Here is an 18,070-nt window from a genome sequence, read left to right as displayed (position 1 = left end):
ATCTCATTGCAATGCGGGTAAAGCTCTCAGTTCTTCGATATTCCTGTCCAGTCGACCACCGGTGTTGAGCGCTTGTAGACCTCGTAACGCAGCGAGTGCCTCATCCTTGCGCCCAAGTGCTGCCAGCATGCGTACTAAGGTAATACGGTATGCCGGCTCATTCGGAGCGGCTTTGACTGCGTCGTTGGTCATGATGTGGCCGAGATCGTGATCGCCTAAGACGTTCCACGCATAATCGCCGTACATCGCCAGAAGCCTGGCACTTGGACGCGGGTGGGACAGTGCGGCCAGATAAGCTTCAACCATGCGTTGCTCTGACAGTTGGCAGCGCCCTTCGCGAGCGCACTGCGTTAATGCACCTAGTGAGCTTTCGTCCTGGACGCCCGGTTGGCGGACTCGGAGTTTGGCGAAGAGGCTATCCCACCAAGCCTCCTTGATCGGCAAGTGCATCCGAGCGTTCATGAAGATCAGCGCCTGCTCGGGCAAGATTGAGGCGTCGGGTAGCGCGGCTGCCTTCTCCAGCGGTGCGTACGCAAGCTTGGTAAATAGAGATGTCGGGTCGTAGTTCGAATAAACGATATAGGTGCGGCCCAGTTCGTATTCGGCACGCGGGGAGTCAGGCGCGCGGCTTGCCAGGTCCTCCGCCAGGCGCAGCGGGTTTCCCCACGCATAGGCTGTCAGCGCGGTGAGGGCGGCGCTACAAGTCAGAAACGCGCCGAGAAGCACGTGGCGTGGCAGTGCGAACGCTTCGCTCCGCGGCGCTGCGAGCATCGGAACAACGGCCAGCAACAGGCCGAAGCTGGCAAAGTAATTGCGGTGTTCGTAGATGAGCTCCAGCGGCAGGATGGTTGCGGTGAGCAACTGACAGCCGAAAAACAATGCGATGCCGAGCGCCGCAAGAGGCTGCCGTTTGCGCAGCCACAACATCAGCATGAGCAATGCGCTTAGAAAAATGATGCTGGCCAGCGTGGTCCATGGCTGAAGCAGGCCTTGCGAAACGCGAAAATTGTCGTGGTAAAACGATAGCGCGTCGGGCGTGGGCAACAGTGTCCAACGGATGTACTCGACCACGATGCGCGCCTCGCTGAGCAGGCGGGTGCGCAGAGTGAAGTCGCGGGTCGACCAGTAGGCCGGGTTGAGCACCTGAGGCAGCAGCCATATCAACCCCACGATCATGGGCAGCAGTAGCACGATCGCGAACAAGCCGAGTATGCGGACATCGCGTCGGCCCGATGCCTTGTTGAATCCGAATATCGTCCACTCGATCAGCACGGCATACAGCGGCAGCATGACCGCCGTTTCCTTGGCCAGCAAGCCCATGCCCGTACATGCGAACAGGCTTGCGCCGCACAACAAAAGGCCGCGTATGCTCCACGAAACCCTAAGTGCGCTCGCGCGATCTGCGCTCGACTGGTGCGAGGGATCGAGCATGCGTTCCCGTCCGGCCACGTACCCCAACAAGCCGAGCAGAACGAAGAGGTTGGCCAGGCTTTCCATGCGCTGCACGACGTACAGCACGCCGGTGAGGTTGATCGGCAGCACCATCCAGCACGCGGCAATCAGTGCGGCGATCGATCCGATGCGGCTTGTTGCTTCGCGATATGTATTCCGCAACAACGCCCGAGTCAGGAGAAACACCAACAACCCGTTCAACAGATGGATGACCAGGTTGGTCAGCTTCATCCAGTAAGGATCGAGTCCCGTGGCGAGGTAGTTGGCGGCAAAACTCAGCGAGGCCAGCGGTCGCTTGAATTCGCTGGATGGTGAAGACAGCGCGGCACCCACCAATGATGAAAAGCTGGCGTTGGGTGGCTGCACGCTGTGGTTGTCGACGATATTGGGATAGTCGTCGAACAGGAAGCCACCGGATAAGCCGGGCCAGTAGATGGCAACCGTGAAGAGCAGCCCGGCGAGCAACAGCCACCAGCCACGACGATTGGCGCGTGTGGTGGGACGACTTGGGTGGAGGGTATTCATCGGGTGCGGGCTGTCTGCTTGGCGGCGTCCTCGCGCAGTGTAGCGCGCAGGTGCGCCAGTTCCTTTGCCCAATACTGCTGGCGTTGCAAGACCCACGCATGGACGCGAGGCATTCCGAACTCGGGCTTGTACGCTTGGGTGGGTTCGGCTGCCAGATGGTCGAGATGGGCCAGGCCTTGCTGTGGAAATCCATTGGCACCGAGCAATGCCGCCTGCTTCAGCGCCGCCGAGACGCGCACCTGTTCGTCCAGAGCATGGTTGAACTCGGCCAACGCCGCGTTTCCATCGCCTTGTTTCAGTGCGAGCCGCCCCAGCAGATAATGAATGTCTTGCTGGCGTCCGGGGTTGCTGGCGAAGTGGGGGTTGATCAGCGCCGCGTGCAGCAAACTGCCCAACGTGGCGTATGTCAGCTGGGGACAGGGAGGATTCGCTACCTGGTCCATAGTGCGCTCGAACCAGCTGACGAGCAGGCTTCCCGGGTCGCGTGTGGTACGCAATGCAAGCCGTGCTGCGTCGAGCGTGTCAGCATCGATGCGGCCCATTTGGCACTCGGCGCCAAACAGGTTGAGCGCCAGTTGCACCTGGTCGGGAGACTTGGCCAGGGGCGCGTGCAAGCGCGCCACCGCGAGGTCGGGGCGCCCGCTGGTCATTTCGACCTGGGCGGCATTGGCTTGGGCGCGCGGCGACTCGGGATTCAGGCGCGCCCAAAGCAGGGACTGGTCGTGGTTGTTGCCCCACAAGCTGGCCCGGGCATGCGTCATCGCGCCCAGACCTGTCAGGATCAGCGCAGCCAACACCAGCTTGCTTACGAAAACGGATCTGGCTGCAGGCGGGGCCGCAGGTTCCTTGGTTCTTTCGGCATGGCTTGTGCGTCGGCCAATATGCACACTGCACGTCCACAGGGCCAAGGGCCAGAACATCAACATGGCCGGCAGATAATTGCGATGCTCGAAATACAACTCCAGAGCGATAGTGCTGGATTCCAATGATTGGCCGACGAAGTAGAACAGCATGGCCAACGCGAGCGCCGGCAAGCGGCGACGTATCAGCCAGCCTCCCGCGATCAATCCGATGACGGCAAGTAGTGCGGGTAGCGTGCTGGCTGGCGACCACAGCGATGTCGATGCCTGGACATGATCGTTGAACAACCCCGGCGTGAATGGTCGCGGCAGCCACAGCAGGTCGAGGTAGTCGAGAAGGACGCGTGGTTCGGTCAGCAGGCGCTGGCCTAGCGTCCACGGGCGAGTCGACGAGATGCCACGGGTAAGACCGCTCCACCCTTGTTCCAACAGATAACCGCCGACGATTCCCGCAGGCAACCAGCCAAAAAGCCACATGCTCCTGCGATAGAGCTTTTCTCGCCGTTGCTTCTCGGGAGCGGTCAATGGCTCCGATGACGCAGATGACCGCAAAAGGACGTATTCCACCACTAATGCCAGCGCCGGGAGCAGGATACCGTTTGCTTTGCTCAGCACGCCGAGGGCCGTGCAGCCGCCCAAGCCCATCGCAATCCATGACAACCCCCGCCTTGTCTGTCCGCGCGCGATAGATGTTCGTCCATGCAACCATGCCAGCAGACCGAGAAGGGTGAACGTCGCTGGAAGCATCGCTTCACGTTGCACGATGTACAACGTGGTGGAGACGAACAGAGGATGCAGCAGCCAGAAGCCGGCACCTACTACGGCAGCCAGGTCGATGCGGTATTTATCCTCATGTTTGAACGCTTCATGACCCAATCGGCGCAACAGGAGCGCCAGTAGGGCGCCATTGAACAAGTGCAGGATCAGGTTGGTGCGTTTGAATGTAAATGGACCGGCGGGCCAGTCACGGGCATCAATTAGAAATGTCAGTAGAGTCAGTGGGCGCCCGATGGGATCTGCGGTGCCGGAGGTGACATAGCGCCAGAACGTGGGCCAGGTCTCGATCGGTCCCGTGGCGCCGAGTGCCGGTAAGTTCGCAAAATCGTCGAAAAGGAAGCTGCCATGCAGGCCCGGGGAATAGAGGAGGCATGCCATGGCCAAAAGGAAAGACAACATGAGTAGTCCAACAATACTGCGTGTCCGCATCATGGCATCCCCAAAAAGAGAAGGGCCGCATTCGCGGCCCTTCTTGATGCAACCTGAACTTGGCTTACTTACGGCAGTTCGACGGCAAATACTTGGCGTCGATGGTGGCGGATTTGCAGACCCAGTCCAGGCTGCCGGCATTGCTGACGGGCGACAGCAGCAGGGTCGCGGTGTTCGGGATCTTGGTGCTGGCTTTCGGGCCGCCATACGTCGCGGTGATCAGGCCAGTCGTGCTGACCTCCACTTGGCTCACATACTTGCCTTTGATACTGGCAGCAGTTGCCAGACCCATGGAGGCATTCTTCCCAGTATTTGCCAAGGTGCCCTTGTTCGAATAGAACTCTGCCACGGCGGTCTTTGCGCCATCGGCGAGCACGGCGCCTTCCGACACCTGTGTGCGAACCAGATAATCCTGGTAGGCCGGGATGGCGATGGCGGCGAGGATCGCGATGATCGCGACCACGATCATCAGTTCGATCAGGGTAAAGCCTTTCTGCATGCTCTTCATGGTGGTTCCTCTTTTGCGATTGGTTAGCTAACCGGTGATGCCCCCTGAGCCCCAGTCCTGGATCCCCCTAGGCAGGATCGGACCCCATCTCGTGGTCAGGAACGACCAGGAAGCTCGCGTGAGATGAAGCAGTTTGCATGCCACATCTGCCGCTGGTGTATTCCCGCATATTGTCGCCGTCGGGATTGTGCCTCTCGTCACGGATGGCCGCAAGCGTTGGTATGCCCGATGTGACGCGGTGTTGTTTGATCCCGAAGCGTTCTTCCGCTTGCTAGCGCGTCGCGTCAATTAGTGACGTGATTTGTCAGTTTGTGAGCAGTGTGGCCGGCGCATTGTGGCAGATCACTTCCGGCATGACGTGGGCAAATACTTGGGGCTGATGGTACTGCCCGTGCATGCCCATATGATGCTGCCCGCCTCCGTGACGGGTGACAGAATCACATACTGAGTTGTTGGTTGGATGGCTACATTGGCCTTGGGACCATTGAACAACACCTTGATCACACCTCCTGTCACATCGACGCTCGACACATAGGCTCCCTTGATCGAAGAACTCAAGGCGAGCCCCGCGGATTGATTGTTTGGTGGGAAGCGCCCCGTGTTGGAGACGAAATCCCAGTCCGCTGCTTTGGCGCCGCTGGCTAGCACAAAGCCTTCGGATACCTGTGCCCTGATCAGGTAGTCCTGATACGCCGGGATGGCGATGGCAGCAAGGATGGCGATGATCGCCACGACGATCATCAGTTCGATCAAGGTGAAACCGGCGGACAAGCGCTGGCGTGACATGATGGATTCCCCTTGGAAGTCGTCGGGGTACAAGCACGTTCTGTACCGGCGGGCGAGATCTGCTTGTGCGCCGCGTCACAGTCTCGATGGTGCTGGTTGGTCACAGCGGCTCGCGGGGGCAATTGCGAGTCGTTGCCCGAGCAGGCCTCGCGCTCGGTGTGTCAGTCGATCAGGCCGACGGCATGGCTGGTGGCAGCGACTGGCCCAGCACATCGGGTCGTTCGCTGGCGGCTTGCATGGAAGGATCAGGGCTCAACAACAAGCTCTGCTCGGCGATGCGTCCGTTCAAGCGCACAGCTTGTCCATGACATAACGATTGATGCTGACGCCTTGCTCCGTCGCCTGCATGGCGAGCGCCTTGTGGCGTTCCGGCGGGATGCGCACCTGAAACTTGCCCGAGTAGGACCTGGCGCTCGTCGGCTCCGGCGGTGCTTCGCCATGCGCCCCATGTCGCTGCCGGTCTCACCGACCACGCGTACGATGCCAGCCAGCGCCTTCGCCTGGCTTCGGTGCAGCCACGACAGAATCGGGAATTCGGCGCACAGGCCTGCGTATTCGGCGTCTTCCGGGGACCAGATGATGCAGTAGGTGTAATGGCGAACGTTCATGGCCATTCCGGCGGGCGGTGTCGTGGCAGACTCTGGCGCGGGTCGGGGAATCTTATGCCGCCGGCGCGGCGTGCAGCTGGACTCCCAGGGCGCGTGTGACGGCGAGAATCGTGGAGAAGTCGGGGTTCCGCTGGCCGGATAGGGCCTTGTACAGGCTCTCGCGGGAAAGGCCGGCATCTCGCGCGACTTCAGACATTCCCTTTGCTCGCGCAATGTCGCCAAGCGCCTTCGCGATGAACGCAGCATCACCATCGCTCTCGGCGATGCAGGCGTCCAGGTACAGTGCCATTTCCTTCGGGGTGCGCAGGTGTTCGGCAACGTCGTAGGGGGCGGTCACGATCTTGGTCATAGCTGTTTCACCATTGCCTGGGCTTTAAGGATATCGGCTTGCTGCGTTGCCTTGCTGCCGCCGGAGAGAAGGATGATCAGTACGTCGCCTCGCTGGGTGAAGTACACGCGGTAACCAGCACCTGCATCGATCTTCAACTCGGATACGCCGCCGGTGAGATTTCTGGAATGGCCGGGGTTGCCGTTTGCCAGCCGGGCGATGCGCGCCTGAATCTGGGCGCGGGCGTGCAGATCCTTCAGGCCATCGAGCCATTTTGCGAACTGGAGGGTGCGCTCGATCTTCACGGCAACATTGTAGCCTTGTGGCTACATGTGGTCAACGTGTGGGGTCAAGGGAAATCTTGCGGGTAGCCTGTCGGTGAGCCGTAGCCGGCGACAAGCCATGCCCGCCTCTCGTGCGGCGAACAACGGGGTAAAAGCCGGCGGGCAGTGCCAGCCCACATCCACATTGTCTTCTTCAGGAGCGTACCTCCGGATCGAGTCTGGGGCAGGCTTTGTGCGCGATGCTCTTGGCCAGCGTGATGGAAGGTTTCGAGCTTAGGGCGGGCACCGCCAGCCGGCGGTTCCGCGGCACGACTGTTCAAGTGGGTGACCACCCGGCGCAAGACTTGCCTGTTGCGAGGCAGCGTCTTACCGTGGCCGTTTCGCCGCACAACTCAAGGATCCTCCATGAAACCGTTGCATGCCGCGCTGTTGCTTGCGTTGGTGGCCTCGCCCGCGCTGGCGGGCGATGTCGTCGACACCACTTTTGCCAAGGCCCAGGGCTCGCACGCTTTCAACGTGCGCGACCTGGTGATGATGGAGCGGGTCAGCGATCCGCAGCTGTCGCCGGATGGGCGCCATGCGGCGTTCAGCGTGCGCAGCACGGATTACGCGGCGAACAAGGGTGTCAACGCGATCTACGTGCTGGACCTGGAGCGCAAGGGTGCGCAGCCGGTGAAGGTGGTGGAGAAGGGTTCGTCGGCGCGCTGGTCGGCTGATGGGAAGAGCTTGTACTTCGTGGCGCCGGCGAAGGATGTGGCGCAGCTGTGGCGCGTCGATCTGGGTGCGAACCCTTCCAGCCATGCGGCGCCGGTGCAGGTCAGCCATGCGCCGTTGGATGTCGTCGATTACAAGCTGTCGCCCGATGGGAAGCAGGTGTTGCTCTCTTATGAGGTGTTCACCGATTGCGCCACGTTGGCCTGCACCGAGCAGCGCATCGAGGCGCGCGCGAAGGACAAGGCCAGCGGCACCTTGTACAACAAACTGTTCGTGCGGCATTGGGATACCTGGGCCGACGGCCGGCGCAACCAGTTGTTCGTGGGAACGTTCGGCGCCGATGGCCAGCTGCCGGCCGAACCGACCCTGCTGAGCCGCGGCATCGATGGCGACGTGCCCAGCAAGCCGTTCGGCGACGCCAGCGAGTTCGCCTTCGCGCCGGACGGCAAGAGCGTGTATTTCGATGTGCGCATCGCCGGCACCACCGAGCCGTGGTCGACCAATTTCGATTTGTACCGCGTGCCGGTGGACGGCTCGACTGCGCCGGCCAACCTCACCGCCGACAACAAGGCCTGGGATGCGTACCCGGTGCCCTCGCCGGACGGCAAGACGCTTTATTACCTGGCGATGAATACTCCCGGTTTCGAGGCCGATCGCTTCGCCATCATGGCGATGGACCTGGCCACCGGCGCCAGGCACGAAGTCGATCCGCGCTGGGATCGGTCGCCCGGCGGCCTGGCGATTTCCGCCGACGGCAAGACCTTGTACGCGACCGCCGACGACGAAGGCCAGCACCCGTTGTTCGCGATTGACCCGGCCAACGGCGAGGTGCGCAGCCTGTCCGGTGCCGGTGACGTGAACGCGTTTTCGCTGGCCGCCGGCAAGGTCCTGTTTGCGCGCGACGACCTGAAGCGGCCGGCCGACTTGTACCTGGCCAAGGCCGATGGGCGTGGCCTGAAGCAGGTCACGCATTTCAATGCCGAGGATCTGAAGAACGCCAGGGTCGGCGACTTCGAATTCTTCCAGTTCCCGGGCTGGAACAACGAAACCGTGCAGGGCTACGTGGTCAAGCCGGTCGACTACCAGAAGGGCAAGACCTATCCGGTTGCCTTCATCATCCACGGCGGCCCGCAGGGTGCGATGAGCAATGGCTGGAGCTATCGCTGGAACCCGCAGACCTATGCCGGCCAGGGCTTCGCCGTGGTCACGATCAACTTCCACGGTTCCACCGGCTACGGCCAGAAGTTCACCGATTCGATTTCGGGCGACTGGGGCGGCAAGCCGCTGGAGGATCTGAAACTGGGCTGGAAGGCCGCGCTGGACAAGTACAAGTTCCTTGACGGCGAGCGCGCCTGCGCGCTGGGCGCCAGCTACGGTGGCTACATGGTGTACTGGATCGCCGGCGTGTGGAACCAGCCGTGGAAATGCCTGGTCGACCACGACGGCGTGTTCGATGCACGCATGATGTACTACGCCACCGAGGAGCTGTGGTTCGAGGAACGCGAGAACGGCGGCCCGCAGTACGAGGTGCCGCAGAACTACGAGAAGTTCAACCCGATCGACCACGTCAAGGACTGGCGCGTGCCGATGCTGGTGGTGCATTCGGGCAAGGATTTCCGCATCCCGATCACCCAGGGCCTGGGCGCCTTCACCGCGCTGCAGCGCCGCGGCATCCCCAGCGAACTTCTCACTTTCCCCGACGAGAATCATTGGGTGCTGAAGCCGCACAACAGCGTGCAGTGGCACGACACGGTGAATGCCTGGTTGAAGCAGTGGACGGCAAAGGACGCACCATCGGGCGCGTCGAAGTAGCGTCGTAGGGCGGGCACTGCCCGCCGACGGTTCCCCGGTACGCCGATGGGCGGGCACTGCCCGCCCCACGCTTCGCTTCGCTTTTGTAGTGCGCGATGCCTTCCATCACGTGACGAAGAGCATCGCGCACAGGGTGCGCTCCTACACAGGTTTGACAGGCTCGTTGGCACGGACGCACCGTCCGGCGCGGCGAAGTAAGCCCCGTAGGGCGGGCAATGCCCGCCGGTGATGTCGCGGCACGCCGATGGCGGGCAGTGCCCGCCCTACGATCGAGCCGCATTTTTTGTAGGGGCGCACCGTGTGCGCGATGGTTACACGGGATGGGCAGGTTCGTCGGTGACGAGGCGTTGGAGCAGCTTGCGCACGGGGGCGGGCAGGCCGAGGGTGTCGAGGTCGCTGGTGCTGCACCAGCGCAGTTGCGCATCGTCGGCAACACGCTGCCGCGCGGTTGCCTGGTCGAACAGCAGCGGCTCGATATTCAATCGGTAATGGCTGAACACGTGGGTGAATGGCGCGAGCGCCTGGGCGTCGTCGATGCGTGCGAGTTGCTGGGCGATGCGCCAGGCGCCATCGGCATCGGCGGCTTCGGGGAGGCTCCACATGCCTGACCACACACCTTGGGGACCACGCCGCTCCAGCAGGATGCGCTGCCGGGTGTCGCGCAGTACCAGCATCACGGTGGCGCGGGTCGGAATGGATTTGCCGGCCTTGCGCGCGGGCAGCTGCGCGGTGCGACCTTCGCGGAAGGCAACGCAGCCACCGGCCAGCGGACAGGCATCGCAACGCGGGTTGCTGCGCACGCAGACGGTGGCGCCGAGATCCATGATGGCCTGGGTGTAATCGGCCACGCGGCGCACGGGTGTATGCGCCTCGGCATGCAACCACAGTTGCCTCTCGACCGCGCCGGTGCCGGGGTCGCCGTGGACGCCGTGGTAGCGCGTCAGCACCCGCTTGACGTTGCCGTCGAGGATGGGAAAGCGCAGCCCGTGCGCCTGCGCCAGGATCGCACCGGCCGTGGAGCGGCCGATGCCGGGCAGGGCGGCGAGGGCGGCGAAGTCGCGCGGCAGTTCGCTGTCGTGTTGCGCCACGCAGATCTGCGCGGCGCGATGCAGGAAGCGCGCGCGACGGTAGTAGCCGAGGCCCGACCACAGCGCGAGCACGGTGTCCTCGTCGGCGTTGGCCAGGTCGCGCAAGGTCGGCAGGGCGGCCACGAAGCGCTCGAAGTAGGCAAGCACGGTGGCGACCTGGGTCTGTTGCAGCATCACTTCGGACAGCCACACGCGGTAGGCGTCGCGCTGGCCCGGCGAAGTCTCCGACTGCCACGGCAGATCCTTGCGGCCGTGCCGGTCGAACCAGTGCAGCAGGCGTGCGGCCACGTCGGTATTCGCCATGGACCCTGATCTACTTCGCGGTCGCGGCGGCAGGCGTCGCGCTGCTGGACACGGTCGCCGGCACGTTGTCGCCGGCCCGCAGGGTCAGCCCTTCCACGCGCACGCCACCGGCGTCGATGCTGTCGAACTCGGCGTGTCCGCTGCCGGGCGGCACACCGAGTTGCGGTGCCTGCGGATCGCCCAGGCGACCCCACCAGCGCGCCAGTGCCAGCGGCGGCAAGCGCAGGTCGGCGTGGTTGCCGGGGCCGTCGAGTTTCAGCGCCAGCAGCAGCGGGTTGTCCTGGTTGGCGGGCGTGAGCGTCAGTGACAGGTCGTACTGGCCCGCGCCGGTGCGGTCGAGCTTGCCGGCCAGGCTGGCCGCGGCATCGGCTGCGCCGTGCCAGTGCGCGCGGCCGTTCAGCGCCAGCGTCACCGCATCTTCCTGCGCCAGGTGCAGGCTGATGTTGTCCAGTTGCAGGGCGTTGCCCTGGATGCGCGGCGTCGCCGACAGGTGCAGCTGCCACGGCTTGCCGGCGACGAAGGCGTTGATGCTGAGCGGAAACGGCTGCCCGGAAACGAGGCTGCCGGCCCTGATCGAGACGTTGTCCAGCAAGACTTCATTGCCGCGCACCACGCTGCCGTGGGTGATTTCCACGCCGGTGTCGATGCGCGGGATGTTGAGCGGCGCCTGCTGTGTCTGCGCCGGCAGCGCGGCCATCCATGCCTGCAGGGCATCGAGGTCGACGCGCGGCGAGTCGATCTCCAGTTGCGAGATCACGGCGGGCCCGCCAAACAGGGTGTGCCACGGCAGCACCAGCCGGCCGCGCGCGGCGAGCAGGATCGGTGCGCTGGCGCCTTGGGCGTTGAGCGTGATGCCACGCAGGTCCAGCGCCGGCCGCGGGAACAGGCTGGGGCTGGCGGGGCTGGCCAGGTTCAACTCCAGCCCGGCGGCGCGCGCCTGGCTCTGCAGCATGGCGGTGAAGCGGTCGGGCTGCAGCAGCAGGTAGACGGCGGCCACCACGACGAGCGTGGCCGCCACGACCACACCGCCGAGCACCGTTGCGATCAGGCGCAGTCGGCGCGACACCGGATCAGCCCCGCCAGCCGGCGTCAGCCACGGTCTCGAACCTGGCCGAGGTTGGCGGGCAGCAGGCCGTCGACGAAGGCCTCGGCCTCGAACGCGCGCAGGTCGGTGGCGCTTTCGCCCAGGCCCACGAAACGGATCGGCAGGCCGAACTCGCGCGCCAGCGCAAACACCACGCCGCCCTTCGCGGTGCCGTCGAGCTTGGTCACCACCAGGCCGGTGACGCCCACGATCTGGCGGAACTGGCGCACCTGGTTGACCGCGTTCTGTCCGGTGGTGCCGTCGATCACCATCAGCACTTCATGCGGTGCGTCGGCGTCGAGTTTCTTCAGCACGCGGGCGATCTTGCCCAGTTCGTCCATCAGGCCACCCTGGGTGTGCAGCCGTCCGGCGGTGTCGGCGATCAGCACATCCATGTGGCGCGAACGCGCGGCCTGCAGGGCGTCGAAGATCACGCTGGCCGAATCGGCGTCCTGGCCCTGCGAGATCACCGGCACCGCGTTGCGCTCGCCCCAGGTCTTGAGCTGCTCGACCGCGGCGGCGCGGAAGGTGTCGCCGGCAGCCAGCATCACCGCATGCTTTTCGTCGCGCCACCTGCGGGCCAGCTTGCCGATGGTGGTGGTCTTGCCGGCGCCGTTGATGCCGACGACCAGCACCACGAAGGGTTGTCTGTCGCGTACGTCCAGCGGCTGCTCGACCGGCTTGAGCAGCTCGATCAGCGCCTGGCGCAAGGCCGCCAGCAAGGCCGCGGCGTCGGCGAACTCGCGTTTGTGCATGCGCTTGCGCAGGCCATCGACCAGCGCGCTGCTGGCTTCGACGCCGACGTCGGCGGTGATCAGCACGGTTTCCAGCTCGTCGAGCAGGTCGTCGTCGAGCTTCGGGTTGCGCACGAACAGCGAACCGAGGCTGCGCGAAAACACGCTGCCGGACAGGCGTTCGCGCCAACTGCGCTTCGGCGGCGCTTGGGCGGGTTCTTCCGCCGGCGCCACGAAGCGCTCGGTGTCGCGGCGGGTGTCCTCGGCCGAGGGCATTTCCGCCAGCGCCTCGCGCAGGCCCGATGCCACGGCTTCCGGCAGGCCCGCGTCGACCGCCGCATCCGGCGCGGCAGGCGGCACTTCCTTGCCGTGGGCATCCGTCTCGGCGGATTTTTTCTTCCAGAACTTGAGCATGGCCGGGGCGATTCAAAGACAATGGCCGGCATGCTAACACCCCGACCCGTACTCCCAGCTGAGGGCCCGCGCGCGTGAGTGGCGGGCGAAAACCGTCGCCTGGCCAGGTGCGCATCATCGGCGGCAACCTGCGCAATTCGCGCCTGCGGGTGCCGGAACTGCCCGGCTTGCGGCCGACCCCGGCGCGCGTGCGCGAGACCGTGTTCAATTGGCTGGCGCCGATGATCGCCGGTGCGCGCTGCCTGGACCTGTGCGCCGGCACCGGCGCGCTGGGCATCGAGGCGTATTCGCGCGGCGCAGCCAGCGTGCAGTTCGTCGAGCGCGACGCGCAGGCGGCGCAGGCGCTGCGCGCGAACCTGGCGCGGCTCAAGCTGATGTCCGCGGTGGTCACCACCGCGGAGGCGGCGACTTTCCTGCGCGGTCCGGCGCAGCCTTGCGATCTGGTCTTCCTCGACCCGCCGTTCGCGCTCGACCTGTGGGCGCCGTTGGCCGCGCAGTTGGAAGCGGGCGGCTGGCTGGCCGCGCAGGCACTGATCTACGTCGAATCGCCCCGCGCCGGCGTGGCAGGGCTGCCGGCGCACTGGTCGGTGCATCGCGAGGCGCAGGCCGGCGAGGTACGTTTTGCGCTCTATCGGCGTTCGCTTCCGTCAAGGCAACGCTGATCAAGTATCGCCGCCGTCATGATGACTGGAAGGTCCGCAGGTGGTGCTGCGTGGCGCCGGCAAGACTGGCTGTCTTGCCAAGCCGCGCGGCATCGCCTGCGGGCCTTCCAGTCATCACCTCATCATTTCAGATTCAACACGTTGAGGCCCACCCTCTCTGTTCGCACACCTTCGGTCCGCCGCCTCGACAGACGGCCAGTCTGCCTTCGTCGACGGCCCTGTGGTCTGCGAACAGAGAGGGTGGGTGACGGTGGTGATACTTGAGCAGCGTTGCCTTAAGCTAAGGGTCACACCGTCGTCGGCGACTGCATGCCTTCCGTGAGAAAAAATCTGGGGAATCCCCGCCTGGCCATCTATCCGGGCACTTTCGACCCGATCACCAACGGCCATGCCGATCTGGTGACGCGCGCCGCGTCGCTGTTCGACCGGGTGATCGTGGCAGTGGCGGACAGTTCCACCAAGGGGCCGCACTTCAGCATCGGCGAGCGCGTGGCGCTGGCGCGGCTGGCGCTGGCCGACCTGCCCAATGTGGAGGTGCGCGGCTTCGATTGCCTGCTGGCGACCTTCATCGGGCAGGTGGGTGCCGGGGTGATCATCCGCGGGCTGCGGGCGGTGTCGGATTTCGAGTACGAATTCCAGCTGGCCAGCATGAATCGGCATCTGATCCCCCAGGCGGAGACCTTGTTCCTGACGCCGGCCGAAGAATACAGTTTCATCTCCTCGTCACTGGTGCGCGAAATCGGCCGCCTCGGCGGGGACATCTCCGGCTTCGTGCATCCGGCCGTGCAACAGGCGATGCGCCAGCGCTGGCAGAAGTCGCTTCATCCATCCAACCAGCAACCCGAAGCAGAAGGTGATGACCATGCGTAAATTCGTTCTCATTGCGGTTGTCGCGCTGAGCGCTTGCCTGGGCCTGAGTGCCTGCAACAAGCAGGGCGACGACCAGCAGGCCCAGGAACAGGTGCAGAAGGCGCCCAAGCCCACCGACGTCAATGACGCCAAGGGCTGGAATGCCTATCTCGGCCAGTTGGTGCAGGCCAACCTGCAGGGCATGAAGGCGCCGCAGCCGTATGCCTACATGGTCACCCCCGGCCTGACCGAGGACCAGCAGGCGCAGAACGCGCGGCAGTTGCAAGGCGTGCAGGACACCGTCGCCCGCGGCGTGCTGCCGGGCAACCTGCTTGCCTTCGGCGGCCCCAGTTCCGCGGCGACCTCCGAGTTCGTGATCGACGCGTTCAAGAACGCCAACCCCGGCTCGTTCAAGGACGTGATCGTGGTGTTCATCGGCGACAAGGCCGACGAGCAGAAAGTGACCGACGCGCTGAAGCCCACCGGGGCGACATTCCGTTTCGTCGAAATGTGATGAGGCGGGAGTGAGAAACGAGGAGTGAGAAATGAGAGAGAGCATGGCGAGGTCCTGCCTTCTCTCGTTTGGCACTCCTCTTCACTCACTCCTGGCTTGCCCTCATGTCGCTCAAGATCCTCGACTCCTGCGTCAATTGCGACGTTTGCGTACCGGCGTGCCCCAATCAGGCAATTTCGCTGGGCGAGGAGTACTACGTGATCGACCCGGCGCTGTGCACCGAGTGCGTGGGCCATCACGACGAGCCGCAGTGCGTGGAGGTGTGCCCGGTGGAGTGCATCATCGGCGACCCCGACCATGTCGAATCTCCGGCCCAGCTTGAGTTGAAGTATCGACACCTGATGAGCAAGGAGTCCGTGGCATGAGCATCTCCTTCGATTGGCGCGCGCTGGCGCTGGGTCTGTTGCTGAGCGGTACCGCCGGCCTTGCGCCGGCGGCTTCGGCGAAGCAGGCGCCGCCGGCCGCGCCCGCCGCGCAGCGGCCGGGCCATGCGGCGATCGCCAGCGCGAATTTCCTGGCCACGCGCGCCGGCCTGGAGGTGTTGCGCAAGGGCGGCAACGCGTTCGATGCGGCGGTGGCGGTGGCTTCCACGTTGTCGGTGGTGGAACCGGAGAGCTCGGGCATCGGCGGCGGTTTCATGGCCGTGCTGCACCGCGCCAGCGATGGCCGCAACCTGTTCATCGACGCCCGCGAGACGGCGCCGGCGGCGGTCGATCCGAAGGATTACCTGAAACCCGACGGCAGCCCCAACCGCGATACCGCATTGACCGGCCCGCTGTCCGCCGGCATCCCCGGCGAGCCGGCCGGGCTGGCGCTGCTCGCGAAGGATTACGGGCGGTTGTCGCTGCAGCAGTCGCTGGCGCCGGCGATCCGCATCGCGCGCGACGGCTTCGTTCCCGATCCGCGCCTGCATGGCGCGATCGTCTCCGAGCAGAAATTGCTCGCGCGCTGGCCCGCCTCGGCCGCGAAGTACCTGGTGAACGGGCAGCCGCCGGCCGAGGGCGCCACCTGGCGCGATCCGGACCAGGCCCGCACGCTGGAGGCGCTCGCGCGCCATGGCCACGATGGTTTCTATCGCGGCGAGACCGCGCGCAAGCTGGTCGACGCGGTGCGTGCGGCCGGCGGCAACTGGACGCTGGCCGACCTGGCCGCGTACCAGGCGAAAGAGCGCACGCCGATCAGCGTCGACTACCGCGGCTACCAGGTCATCACTGCGCCGCCGCCGTCTTCCGGCGGCGTGGCGATCGCCGAGATCCTCAACATCCTGTCCGGCTACGACCTGACGAAGATGGATGCCGCCACGCGCGTGCATTACGTCGTCGAGGCGATGCGGCGGGCGTTCCGCGACCACAACGATTACCTGGGCGACCCGGATTTCGTGAAGATGCCGCTGGACATGCTGCTGTCGCCGTACTACGCCGACGGCCTGCGCCAGAGCATCCTGCCCGACCGCGCGACGCCTTCCTCGATGCTGCCGCGCGCCGAGCCGGCCGATGCGGGCATGCACACCACGCATTTCTCCATCATCGACGCCGACGGCAACATGGCCGCGGTGACGCTCACCGTCAACACCACGTTGGGCTCGAAGTTCGTCGCCGCCGGCACCGGCGTGCTGCTCAACAACGAGATGGACGACTTCGCGCTGGTGCCGAACAAGCCGAACGTCTACGGTCTGCTCGGGAGCAAGGCAAATGCGCCGGTGGGCGGCAAGCGCATGTTGTCGTCGATGTCGCCCAGCATCGTGATCGGGCCGGAGCGCACCATGGTGATCGGCTCGCCCGGCGGCTCCACCATCATCACCCAGGTGCTCGAAGGCATCCTGCATTTCATCGACGGGCAGGGCGCGCAGCAGATCGTGGCGCACAAGCGCTTCCACCATCAGTACCTGCCCGACGTGGTCATGACCGAGCCGCAGGCATTCGATGCGGGCACCGAGGCGGCCTTGACGAAAATGGGCTACGTCCTGAAACAGCGCGAGCCGTGGGGGTTCATGAACGTGGTCACCTGGGATCGCAAGACCAACCAGCTCGACGCTGCCAGCGACCCGCGCCGACCGTCGGGCCTGGGCCAAGTGCAGTAGGCGCCGGCATGGAGCATTCCGCCTTGCATCCCGCCTGCCCGTCGCCGCCGGTGCGGTGCGCCTGATGGAGTTGGGCAAGGGCATGTCCTGGCGCCTGCTGGCATTGAACGTCATCGGCGCCCTGCTGGTGATCGCCGGCATCGGCCTGGAGGCGCTCAACGCCAGCAGCCTGATCGATTTCCGCCAGGCGTCCGTCCGGCACGGCGGCGAGGCGATCGAACTGGGCGCGGATGCGCTGCCGCAACCCGGCCAGCACGGCTACATGGCACGCCTGGCCGGGACGCCACGCGTGGTCGAGGCGCCGCACGACCCGGAGTTCAACCAGACCGCCAATACACCCGTGCTGGTGCGGCATGTCGAGATGTTCCAGTGGCGGGAGATCAGCATCGGCGGCAGCGTCCACTACGAACTGGACTGGGTCGACCAGCCGGTGGATTCCAGTCGGTTCCGCGACGTTCGCGGGCACGTCAATCCCGGTCGTTTCCCGATCGAAAGCAAGCAGTTCGACGCCGGACTGGTGCAGATGGGCGGCTTCAGGCTCGGCCGCGTGCTGGTGCACGCCTTGCCCGGTTCGGAGCTGATCGAACCCGACCCGGCGGCGCTGCCGCAGAACCTTGCCGTCACCTTCAGCCGTTATCAGGATTACCTGGTGACCAGCGCCCATCCTGGCGATCCGCGCCTGGGCGACCTGCGGGTGAGCTGGAGCGCCGTGCCGCTGCAGCAGGTCACCATCGTGGCACGCCTGGATGGCGCCCGGCTGGAAGCGGCCGCCGATGCTCCCGATGGCAAGGGCTACCAGGTGCAGGTCGGTGACGTGCCCTTGCTGGCGCTGTTTCCCGACCTGCCGGTGCCGCCGCAACACGTGACGCTGTGGCGGGTTCTCTCCGTGCTGCTGGCGGCGCTGGGCGCACTGGCGCTGCTCGCGGCCCAGGGGCGCCGCCGTGACCCGCTGCTGGCGCTGGGCCTGGGTTCGATCGGCGTGGGCGCCGTCGCCAGCGTGTTGTGGCTGGGGGGCGAGAACGCCCACGTGCTGGGCGGCTGGGTGGTGGTGACCCTGGTCGGCGTGGCGCTGTCGGTCTGGTGTCTGCGCCGGCAAGATCACTGACTTGGACCCGTTCACCCTGGGCGCAGGCCGAAGGCCGCACGCGGAGAATGGCCATGGACAGCCACAGTCCTGAGGAGCGAGGAAGTCGAAAGGCACGCCGGCGACGGGCTTCCCGATAGGCGCCGCTTCGACTCCGCCCGCTGCGCGGGCTACG

General features: G+C 65.1%; 16 protein-coding genes and 1 pseudogene. 7 read left to right on the top strand and 10 right to left on the bottom strand.

Translation table 11 applies throughout. From position 1 onward, the window contains the following. Window positions 1-3 precede the first annotated feature (3 nt). The 7 genes and pseudogenes from ACVCL3_RS06250 to ACVCL3_RS06220 form a co-directional block, all read right to left on the bottom strand. A complete protein-coding gene (locus ACVCL3_RS06250) occupies window positions 4-1,977 on the bottom strand; it encodes a hypothetical protein (RefSeq protein WP_447100731.1) in 1,974 nt (657 codons plus the stop codon). Then, a complete protein-coding gene (locus ACVCL3_RS06245; RefSeq protein ID WP_447100730.1) occupies window positions 1,974-4,013 on the bottom strand; it encodes a tetratricopeptide repeat protein in 2,040 nt (679 codons plus the stop codon). Before ACVCL3_RS06245 ends, ACVCL3_RS06250 begins: the two co-directional genes overlap by 4 nt. Window positions 4,014-4,107: 94 nt before the next feature. Then, the gene (locus tag ACVCL3_RS06240; RefSeq protein WP_447100729.1) at window positions 4,108-4,551 is read right to left on the bottom strand and encodes a pilin; all 444 of its coding nucleotides are present in this window, start codon (window positions 4,549-4,551) and stop codon (window positions 4,108-4,110) included. A gap of 342 nt (window positions 4,552-4,893) precedes the next feature. After that, window positions 4,894-5,337, bottom strand: coding sequence for a pilin (locus tag ACVCL3_RS06235; protein WP_447100728.1), 444 nt, complete (start codon window positions 5,335-5,337; stop codon window positions 4,894-4,896). A gap of 285 nt (window positions 5,338-5,622) precedes the next feature. Continuing rightward, window positions 5,623-5,751 (bottom strand): annotated as a pseudogene (locus ACVCL3_RS06230) (toxin-antitoxin system HicB family antitoxin); the annotation flags it as partial. A 246-nt stretch (window positions 5,752-5,997) separates the two neighbouring features. Beyond that, a complete protein-coding gene (locus ACVCL3_RS06225; protein ID WP_447100727.1) occupies window positions 5,998-6,294 on the bottom strand; it encodes an addiction module antidote protein in 297 nt (98 codons plus the stop codon). After that, complete coding sequence (locus ACVCL3_RS06220) at window positions 6,291-6,578, bottom strand: type II toxin-antitoxin system RelE/ParE family toxin (RefSeq protein WP_447100726.1); 288 nt, start codon at window positions 6,576-6,578, stop codon at window positions 6,291-6,293. Before ACVCL3_RS06220 ends, ACVCL3_RS06225 begins: the two co-directional genes overlap by 4 nt. Window positions 6,579-6,962: 384 nt before the next feature. Here ACVCL3_RS06220 and ACVCL3_RS06215 point away from each other — a divergent pair, with 384 nt between their 5' ends. Next, window positions 6,963-9,083 carry a prolyl oligopeptidase family serine peptidase gene (locus ACVCL3_RS06215; protein ID WP_447100725.1) on the top strand — a complete coding sequence of 707 codons (2,121 nt, stop codon included), beginning with the start codon at window positions 6,963-6,965 and terminating at the stop codon, window positions 9,081-9,083. Between the two features lie 311 nt (window positions 9,084-9,394). Here the strand turns inward: ACVCL3_RS06215 and mutY are convergent, their stop codons facing one another. The 3 genes from mutY to ftsY are packed head-to-tail and all read right to left on the bottom strand — an operon-like array spanning window position 9,395 to window position 12,706. Then, entirely contained in the window at window positions 9,395-10,474 is a 1,080-nt protein-coding gene (gene mutY / locus ACVCL3_RS06210; RefSeq protein WP_447100724.1) for an A/G-specific adenine glycosylase, read from the bottom strand. Between the two features lie 10 nt (window positions 10,475-10,484). Beyond that, window positions 10,485-11,540 carry an AsmA family protein gene (locus ACVCL3_RS06205; RefSeq protein WP_447099367.1) on the bottom strand — a complete coding sequence of 352 codons (1,056 nt, stop codon included), beginning with the start codon at window positions 11,538-11,540 and terminating at the stop codon, window positions 10,485-10,487. Window positions 11,541-11,563: 23 nt separating this feature from the next. Next, the gene (gene ftsY / locus ACVCL3_RS06200; RefSeq protein ID WP_447100723.1) at window positions 11,564-12,706 is read right to left on the bottom strand and encodes a signal recognition particle-docking protein FtsY; all 1,143 of its coding nucleotides are present in this window, start codon (window positions 12,704-12,706) and stop codon (window positions 11,564-11,566) included. Window positions 12,707-12,780: 74 nt separating this feature from the next. On the opposite strand from ftsY, the gene rsmD reads away from it, so the two are divergent. From rsmD to ACVCL3_RS06170, 6 genes are all read left to right on the top strand, one after another. Next, a complete protein-coding gene (gene rsmD / locus ACVCL3_RS06195; RefSeq protein ID WP_447100722.1) occupies window positions 12,781-13,368 on the top strand; it encodes a 16S rRNA (guanine(966)-N(2))-methyltransferase RsmD in 588 nt (195 codons plus the stop codon). Window positions 13,369-13,677: 309 nt separating this feature from the next. Beyond that, window positions 13,678-14,238 carry a pantetheine-phosphate adenylyltransferase gene (gene coaD / locus ACVCL3_RS06190; RefSeq protein WP_395117152.1) on the top strand — a complete coding sequence of 187 codons (561 nt, stop codon included), beginning with the start codon at window positions 13,678-13,680 and terminating at the stop codon, window positions 14,236-14,238. Next, window positions 14,231-14,731: a hypothetical protein gene (locus ACVCL3_RS06185; protein WP_395117154.1), complete on the top strand. Its 501-nt coding sequence runs from the start codon at window positions 14,231-14,233 to the stop codon at window positions 14,729-14,731. Before coaD ends, ACVCL3_RS06185 begins: the two co-directional genes overlap by 8 nt. 104 nt (window positions 14,732-14,835) lie before the next feature. After that, window positions 14,836-15,096, top strand: coding sequence for a YfhL family 4Fe-4S dicluster ferredoxin (locus ACVCL3_RS06180; RefSeq protein WP_395117156.1), 261 nt, complete (start codon window positions 14,836-14,838; stop codon window positions 15,094-15,096). Beyond that, window positions 15,093-16,811, top strand: coding sequence for a gamma-glutamyltransferase (gene ggt / locus ACVCL3_RS06175; RefSeq protein WP_447100721.1), 1,719 nt, complete (start codon window positions 15,093-15,095; stop codon window positions 16,809-16,811). Before ACVCL3_RS06180 ends, ggt begins: the two co-directional genes overlap by 4 nt. Before the next feature lie 64 nt (window positions 16,812-16,875). Continuing rightward, complete coding sequence (locus ACVCL3_RS06170) at window positions 16,876-17,916, top strand: TMEM43 family protein (RefSeq protein ID WP_447100720.1); 1,041 nt, start codon at window positions 16,876-16,878, stop codon at window positions 17,914-17,916. Window positions 17,917-18,070 lie beyond the last annotated feature (154 nt).

The sequence above is a fragment of the Rhodanobacter sp. UC4437_H4 genome (assembly GCF_052978425.1).
Note: the sequence above shows the minus strand (reverse complement) of the source record. Positions and strands in the feature narration are given on the sequence as shown.